General features: G+C 71.1%; 3 protein-coding genes. 2 read left to right on the top strand and 1 reads right to left on the bottom strand.

Annotated features, from left to right (window positions below; translation table 11 throughout):
* Nucleotides 1-137 precede the first annotated feature (137 nt).
* Nucleotides 138-1,736: a translation initiation factor 2 gene (locus J2Z30_RS47295; protein WP_078957094.1), complete on the top strand. Its 1,599-nt coding sequence runs from the start codon at nucleotides 138-140 to the stop codon at nucleotides 1,734-1,736.
* Here J2Z30_RS47295 and J2Z30_RS47290 read toward each other — a convergent pair.
* Nucleotides 1,733-3,751: a tetratricopeptide repeat protein gene (locus J2Z30_RS47290; protein WP_107073416.1), complete on the bottom strand. Its 2,019-nt coding sequence runs from the start codon at nucleotides 3,749-3,751 to the stop codon at nucleotides 1,733-1,735. The genes J2Z30_RS47295 and J2Z30_RS47290 overlap by 4 nt on opposite strands.
* A gap of 216 nt (nucleotides 3,752-3,967) precedes the next feature.
* On the opposite strand from J2Z30_RS47290, the gene J2Z30_RS47285 reads away from it, so the two are divergent.
* Complete coding sequence (locus tag J2Z30_RS47285) at nucleotides 3,968-8,170, top strand: trypsin-like peptidase domain-containing protein (RefSeq protein ID WP_078957093.1); 4,203 nt, start codon at nucleotides 3,968-3,970, stop codon at nucleotides 8,168-8,170.
* Nucleotides 8,171-8,205 lie beyond the last annotated feature (35 nt).

The raw sequence follows: 8,205 nt of genomic DNA, 5'->3' as shown, positions 1-8,205 counted from the left end.
GCGACGGGCGACGGGCGACGGGCGACGGGCGACGGGCGACGGGCGACGGGCGACGGGCGACGGGCGACGGGCGACGGGCGACGGGCGACGGGCGAACGGTTCTGTTCGCGGCTCGGTCGGCCGTTGCCCTATACCGCCTGCTCGACGTTCTTCCGGTCCTCTCCGGAGACCCCAGGATCACCCGCCTGTTCACCCTCGTCCCCGGTTCCGACTTCGGAGCCGACGCCTTCTCCGCGATCGACGCCCTCGGGGGGCGCACGGTGCCGTGGAGCGAAGCGTGCGGTCGCTCGTACGACCTGATCGTCGCCGCGAGCCCGAAGGGCGACCTCAGGCTGCTGCGCGGCCCACACGTCCTCATCCCGCACGGCGCGGGTTTCAACAAGTCGATCCACGGCGAAGGTTCGGCGGACTCGGCATCCGGACTGGACCCGGCGTATCTGCGGCGAACCCACGACCACGCTCCGGCAGCGCTGCACGCCTTGGCCCACCCCGATCAGATCGCCAGGCTGGCCGCCGCGGACCCGCGGGCCGCCCGGCGCGCGAAGGTGATCGGCGATCTCACTCTGGAACGCGTCCTCGCCTCGACGTCCCTCCGCGAAGGCTACCGGGCGGCGTTGGGCACCGGGGCGCGTAAGCTGCTCGTCCTGGTCTCCACCTGGGGGCCCGAGTCCCTCGTCCGGCGGCATCCCGGACTACCTGCCCAGCTGGTGGCCCAACTGCCCTACGACGAATACCAGTTGGCGCTCGTTGTCCACCCCAATGAGCGCAGTCTGCTGGGGACGTACGAGCTGACCGAACGCCTCGCGCAGGCCCTCGACGCGGGACTGATCCTGCCGGATCCGCACGAGGAGTGGGCCTCCGTCCTGATCGCCGCGGACGCCCTGGTCACCGACCACGGATCGGTCGCCCTGTACTACTGCGCCGCCCAGGACCGACCCGTCGTGAGCGTCCACCAGGGCGGCGGCGAGCTGATCCCCGGCAGTCCGATGGACATACTCCTCGGCCGAATACCTCAGTTGGGACGAGCCGAGGACATCGCCGACGCACTGCGGGCGTACCGGCCGGGTCCCGGGCACACCGCCGCACAGGCCGCGTTCGCGCCCGCCGGTGATGCCGTGGACCGGCTGCGAACCGAGGTCTACGGCCTGCTTGGCCTTGCGCCGCCCGCCTGCGACGTCACACCCCGGCTGCTGCCCTCGCCCGGACCCGCCACACGTGTCCCCGCGGCGTTCGATGTCCATGTGGCGACCACCACGGCCGGCGTCCGGATCACCCGGTACCCGGCCGGCATCGGGCCGCCCGGCCACCATCTGGCCGTGGAGCATGGCGCCGCCGCCGAAAAGCTCGCCCGTTCCGCGGGCCTGTTGTACCGTCGTCCGCTCCCCGCGTCCGCCGCCCCCGTGGACCTGGCCTGGACCGCCGACGGGTGGACCCGGCATGCCCTGTCCGCTTACCCGGGTTGCCGTTCGGCGGCGGCTGTGCTGCCGTCCGGCGGGTGCCTGCTCAGAGACCGCGGTCATGAGCAGATGTACGCCGCCCAGGTCGAACCCCGGTCCGAAGGAGGCCGGGTCGTACAGATCGACCCGGCCATCGCGCTGTCGGCCGTACACGCCCGGCTGGTCTCCCCGCAGCCCGCCCCGGACAGCCACACCGTGATGAACTGCCTCGTCGGAGCACGGACCTTCCGCATCGCCCTCCGCCCGGCCACGGACGCCGAAGCCGCGCAGGTGATCTAGACCAGGCCGTTGCGCCGCCGGAAGGTCTGGGCCGCCGCACGGTGCTCCTCGGCCTCGGCCAGGTGCCCTTCGGCTGTGTCCAGTTCGGCGAGAGCGTCGTGGACACGTGCCAGGTCGAAGCCCGAGCGCCGCTTGTCGGCCTGCCCGAGCGACTGCTGGTACAGCTCACGGGCCTCGTCCGTCCGGCCGAGGCGGTACAGGACGCCGGCGAGGGCGAACGCGGAGCGTCCGATCAGCCTCTCGCGCCTCTTCGCCACGAACCCGGCGTGCGCCTCGGACAGCAGACGACGCGCTGTCTCAAGGTCACCCGCCTTTGCGCTCGCCTCTCCCATGCGATACGTCTGGAGCAGGATCCCGTAGGGGTTGGGGATCGCCCGGTGCATATCGCGGGAGGCCGTGAAGTCGGCCAGAGCGGCATTCCACTCGCCTCGTACGCCCTTGAGCATGCCGCAGTGCTCAACGGCCGACGCGGCGAGCTTACGGTCCCGTTCGGAGTCCCCCAGGAGTTGAAGGGCGGACATCGCGCCGTCGATCTGCTCCTGGGCCTCGCTCAGCTCCTCCGACTCCCACAGCGGCCTGGCCAGCTGGCAGCGCGTGCGCACCAGCCATCCCGCGTTCCCCCCGTGCCGGACCGCCGAGTCGACGGCGCGCCGGAAGACCTCGATGACCTCGGACTGGTGGGGATGGTCCAGGGCATGCGTCCACACGGGCTCGGACAGGGCCACGACCTCGGTGTCCATCTCACGGCCGTGGGCCAGGCGCGAGCAGGCGAACAGCACATGCCGTTCCTCCTCGAGCCAGCGGGCCGCGCGTGCGGCGTGCTCAGCCCGGACTTCGTCGTCCACGGCCGCTTCCGGATCCTCCAGTGGAACGTCCGGCGCACCGGGCACAGGATCGGACAGGTCCACGACGGTCAGCCGGCGACCGGCGGCGAACCGGTCGGCCAGCTGAGCCTGCCGGACGAACCAGCGCACCAGCCTCATCTGCGCCTCGGCCACCTCACCTTCCGCCGCCTCGCGGCGGGACTGGCGCACGGCGTGTGCGCGCAGCGGCCCGGCCAGCCTCAGCTGGCCGGCCTGTGTCAGCGACAGCAGACGCAGGTCCAGTAACCCGGCCCGGTCCAGTTCCTCCAAGGCGTCCTGGCAATCCTCCAGTCCCAGCCCCGACATCGCGGTGGCGGAGTGGAGTGTGAACGTCTCACCGGGATGGTGCGCCAGCAACCGGTAGAGGAGGGCAGCCGGGCGGGACAGATCGGCATAGGCCGTGTCCCAGATCCGCTCCACGCCTGACACCCCCTTCTCGTCCAGCTCGGCCGTGAGATCGGCGAGGAGACGGGAGAGCGGACGCAGCCGGTGTGTGCGCACCCACCGGCCGGCCACGTGCAGCGCCGCGGGAAGGCCGTCGCACAACCGGATCACCGCCCGCGCCGCCTCCGGATCCGCGGCCAGCCGGTGGTCACGGACGATCAGCTCCAGCAGCTCCGTCGCCGCCCGCTCCTCCAATGGCGGCAGCACCAGATCCACCGCGGCGCCGGCCTCGAAATCGTGGAGTGGACCGTGGCTCGTGATGATCACCACGCTGGCGCCCGATGCCGGGAGCAGGGGAACGACCTCCGAGGCGTAGCGAGCGTTGTCCAGCAGGAGGACCAGTTTCGCGTCGGAGGTCCTGTTCCAGTACTGCCGGCACCGAGCCGCGTACTGGGCCTGCACCTGGTCCGGCAGCACCTCGAGGGAATCCAGCAGCTGGGAGAGCACATCACCGGGGTCCAGCACGCCGTCCGCGCGGAAGTTGTCCAGATCGACGGACAGCACACCATCCGTGAAGGGAAACCGCTCGCCCAGGGTGCGGGCGATCAGGACAGCCAACTCCGTCTTTCCCAAGCCGCCTGGCCCGCTCAGCGCCAGGACCAACGGGCGGGAACGGCTCCGCCAGTCCGTCACGGCGCGCAAGGCGCGTTCCCGCTCATCGTCGCGGTTGACGAAGTACACCGGCTCCGGCGGAAGTTCGACCCTCACAACAGCCCCCTCGACCATCTGCAGTGCCCTGCACGCACTACCCGACGATCATGCACTCTAGAGACTTTACCGCCCGGCGTCCGGTGCGGCCGAAGACCTGAGAGCCCCGGACCTCACGGAGTCAGCCAGTCAGCAGAGGTGCGGGGGGTCAGGGCCGGACCGCCCTGAAGCGTGTCCGGCTTGTCACGGGCTGTGGCAGCGGGCCATGATCTGCGGATGAGTACAGGGCGGGACGACGGCGGGGCTGTCACGTCCAACACGGTGGCGGGAGACGTCTGCGGAGTAGTCGTGCAGGCTGGTTCGGTCGCCGGCGGAGTGCACTTCCACCATCACACGACACCCGGTCAACCCGTCTCCCGGGTAGGGCGATTGGCGCAGCGGCCCCCATGGCTGGCACGGCTGCCACGCGGGGACGACACGGTCGCCGGGGCGGGCGTGCTGGTCGACGAGCGGCACGTGATCACATGTGCCCACGTAGTGGGTCAGCAGGCCGGGCGGCCCCTGGCCGCGGCAGGCGCCGGGCAGCAGGCGCGGGGCGAAGTCCTCGTCGAGTTCCCCTTCGCGGCCGGTGTGACCACTCGCCGTGCGACGGTCGTGGGCCGGCAACCCATCGCCTGTGATGGTTCCGGGGATGCCGCGGTACTGCGACTGGTCGAGCCGGTCGCGCTGACACCGGCGCCGCTGGCGTGCAGGCCGTCGCCGCACGGTCACGGTTTCTGGGCGCATGGCTTCCCAGGAGGCCGCCCCGCGGCTGGACAAGCGCGGGGACGATTGGGCGGTTCCAGCGGTCCCGCCGGTGAGTGGATCGACGTCGAGCCGGGCGACACAGGTCAGGCGCTGCCCGACGCCGGATTCTCCGGGGCGCCGGTGTTCGACCAGGACGCCGACGCGGTGGTGGGGATCTACGTGTCCCGCGATGAGCGCGGCAAGCCATACCTGCTGCCCGTGTCCTATCTCCGTGCGCTGTGGCCGTGGCTGGAGCTCAGGGTCGGTTGGCGGCTGGATCTGGATCCGGCTCTGAAGACTCACTGGCTTCCGCGGGCTCGTGGTTCGGAGGTCGAGTCCGACAGCGGTGTCTGGTTTTTCTCCGGACGGCAGGCGGCTCGTCAGAGGATCTGTGACTGGCTGGCCGATCCTGATCAGCCGGCGCTGGTGGTGACGGGCGGCCCGGGGACGGGGAAGTCCGCACTGCTCTCCCACCTGCTGGTCGCCGCGGATCCCATCCTCGCGAGCAGCGTGCCCACCGGCGGCCCGCGGCCGCCCCATGGCGCCTTCGACGTGGCCGTACAGGTCACCGGGATGTCGCGGGACGAAGTGGTGGAGCGGCTGGCCACCGCCTCCGGGGTCGAGGCCGCGACTCCGCAGGAGCTGTTGGTCGCGCTGCGGGAACGCCGCCAGACCGACGGCCGGGCCTTCACCGTGCTGGCCGACGCGCTGGAGGAAGCAGCCACCCATGAGGAAGCCCTGCGCATCGTGGCGCTCTTGCGCAACCTGGCCACCAGTCGGGTGGCGCGGGTACTGGCCGGTGTGCGTACGGCCCCGGCCGGCAGTGACCGCGCCCGCGTCCTCGAGTCGTTCGGCCGCACCACACCCCGCGTCGACCTCGAGTCCTACGAGTTCCTGCGCAACTACGACATCGCCGATTACGCCGAACGCCGCCTCACCGGAGAGGACGGCGAATCCGCCCGGTATCGCGACCGTCCTCGCCATGAGCTGCGCGAGATCGGACGCGCGGTGGCGCGCAAGGCCCGCTACAACTTCCTCATCGCCCAACTGGCGACCCGCTGGCTCACCCACCCCGCCACACCACCGCTCGATCTGGACGACCCGGCGTGGGAACACGGCCTCCCCGAAACCATCGGTCAGGCCATGGACGCCTATCTCGACGCCTGCGGTCCCGAGACGGCCCTGGTGCGGCGCCTGCTGACCGCGCTGGCCTTCGCCCGCGGCGACGGCCTGACCCGCGACGACTCCTGGCTGACCATCGCCGACGCCCTCCACCGCGGGCGCACACATAGCCTCGGCGAGCTGGAGACCGTATTCCACGGGGCCGCGAACTACCTCATCGAACGCTCCAGCGACAACGGCGAACAGCCCTCCTACCGGCTCTATCACAACGCTCTCGACGAGCACTTGCGCGAGCAGTGCCCCGCCCACAAGCCGCAACGAGCCATCGCCGACGCCCTCACCGCCGCGGCACCGCTGCGAGACGGGCGGCGCGACTGGGCCACCGCCGCCCCTTATGCCCGCACCCACCTCGCCGGCCATGCCGCACAGGCACACCAACTCGATGATCTGCTGGCAGACGTCGGCTTCCTCCTCCACGCCGAGCCCGGCCCCCTGCTGGCGGCCCTGCCCCACGCCACAACCGAGAAGGGGCACCTCACAGCGGTCGTCTATCGCATGACCAACCACCAGCACCGCCAAGCCCACCCCGGCACCCGCTGCCGCATCCTCGCGCTCGACGCCGCCCGACTCGGCGCCAGGGATCTCCAACACCAGCTCAACGCCGCCCAGTCCCGGCTGGGCACGGACGCTGCGGGACCCGCCTGGCGCGTCCGCTTCGCTACCGGAAGCTCCCTCCCCACGGCCACGATCGGCACCCTCACCGGCCATGAACACGGTGTCGGCGCGGTGGCGGTCACCGAACTCGACGACCGGCCCGTCGCCGTTGTCGGGGGATACAACAGCGGCACGTTATGGCTGTGGGACCTCGCTGAGCAACAACTACTCGGCCAGTTCTCCGCCACGTACCGGGGAGGCGTCAAGGCGGTGGCGGTGGGAGAGCTGGACGGCCGCCCCATCGCCGTGACGGGCGGCTTCATCGGCGCCGATGTTCCGGTGTGGGATCTGACGGAACAACGGCGGATCGGCCGCTGCCGCGACTTCGGCGGAGCCGGCACTCTGGCGGTGGGAGAGTGGGACGGCCGCCCCATCGCCGTCACCGGACAACACCGGAGCGAGACGGTACGAGTGTGGGACCTGGCCGAGTGCCGGCTTCTCGCCGAGATCGCGACTGGCTGCCGCCGAGGCGTCCATGGGGTTGCGGTAGGAGAGCTGGACGGACGTCCAGTCGCTGTCACCGGCGGCATCGGCGATCCCCATGTGCGGGTGTGGGACCTGGCCGGACAGCGCCAGATCGGACAACCCCTCACCGGACACACCCAGGGCATCGGGGCCGTGGCGGTGGGGAGACTCAATGGCCGCACCATCGCCGTCACCGGCGGCATCTCCGGCGACTGCACCGTGCGGGTGTGGGACCTCGCCGAGCAGCGCCAGATCGGACAACCCCTCACCGGACACACCCAGGGCATCAACGCGATCGCGGTAGGAACACTCGGCGACCGCGCCATCGCCGTCACCGGCGGCGGCGTGTGGGACGGAACCGTGCGCGTGTGGGACCTGGCCGAGCAGCGCCAGATCGGGCGGCCCCTCATCGGACACGCCCAGGACGTGAGCGCCGTGGCAGTGGCTGAACTGGACGGCCTCCCCATCGCGGTCACCGGAGGCGGCGGCGACGAGACAGTACGGGTGTGGAACCTCGCCGAACAGCACCGGATCGGCCACCCTGTCACCGGCCACAGGAGCGATGTCGAGGCAGTGGCGGTCGGTGAGCTGGATGGCCGCTCCATCGCCGTCACCGGCGACAGCTTCGGCGACTGCGCCGTGCGGGTGTGGGACCTGGCCGGACAGCGCCAGATCGGGCGGCCCCTCACCGGACACAGCGCAGGCGTCAACGCCATGGCGGTGGGGGAACTGGACGATCTTCCCGTGGCCATCACCGCCAGCGGCCTCGACAAAACGGCACGGATCTGGGACCTGGCCGGCCAACGCGAGATCGGACGGTTCCCCGCCGGCGACCTGATCGGCGGCGACGCCGTGGCCATCGGGGAGCTGAACGGCCGCCCGATCACCGTCCACAGCGGGATCGGCCTCCAGGTGCGGGTGTGGGACCTCGTCGAGCAGCGCGAGATCGGGCAGCCCCTCGTCGGACACACCCACAAGGTCAAGTCGATCGCCGTGGGTGAGCTCGACGGCCGCACCATCGTGCTCTCCGGTGGCGTCGAGAACGTGGTGCGGGTGTGGGACCTGGCCGGGCGACGCCAGATCGGACACATCTCGACCACGCACAGTCGTGGCGTCACCGCGGTGGCGGTCGGAGAACTCGACGGCCGGGCCGTCGCCGTCACCGGCGGCGGCACCTGGGACGAGACGGTCCGGGTCTGGGACTTGCGGGACGGCTCCTGCGTCGACGAGCTCACCATGCCTGGTCCCGTCGCATGCATGGCCCTCGGGCGGGACGGGACACTCGCCCTTGGGTTCGGCCACGACATCGCGGTCTTCGACACGGATTTCCACAACCCGGCCCGCATACGCCTGCGCTCCGCGTCCCTCGGAGGGCTACCGGGAGACAGCTGAGGGCAGCCATGCGTCACCTCGCGAACATCTATGGA

This window comes from Streptomyces iranensis (assembly GCF_017874715.1).
Classification (GTDB): domain Bacteria; phylum Actinomycetota; class Actinomycetes; order Streptomycetales; family Streptomycetaceae; genus Streptomyces; species Streptomyces iranensis.
The sequence above is the reverse complement of the archived record's forward strand: the minus strand, read 5'-3'. Positions and strand labels throughout refer to the sequence as shown.

Excerpts from the sequence above, each read along its gene's own strand:
- J2Z30_RS47285 (WP_078957093.1), top strand. The coding sequence starts at position 3,968 with ATGAGTACAGGGCGGGACGACGGCGGGGCTGTCACGTCCAACACGGTG.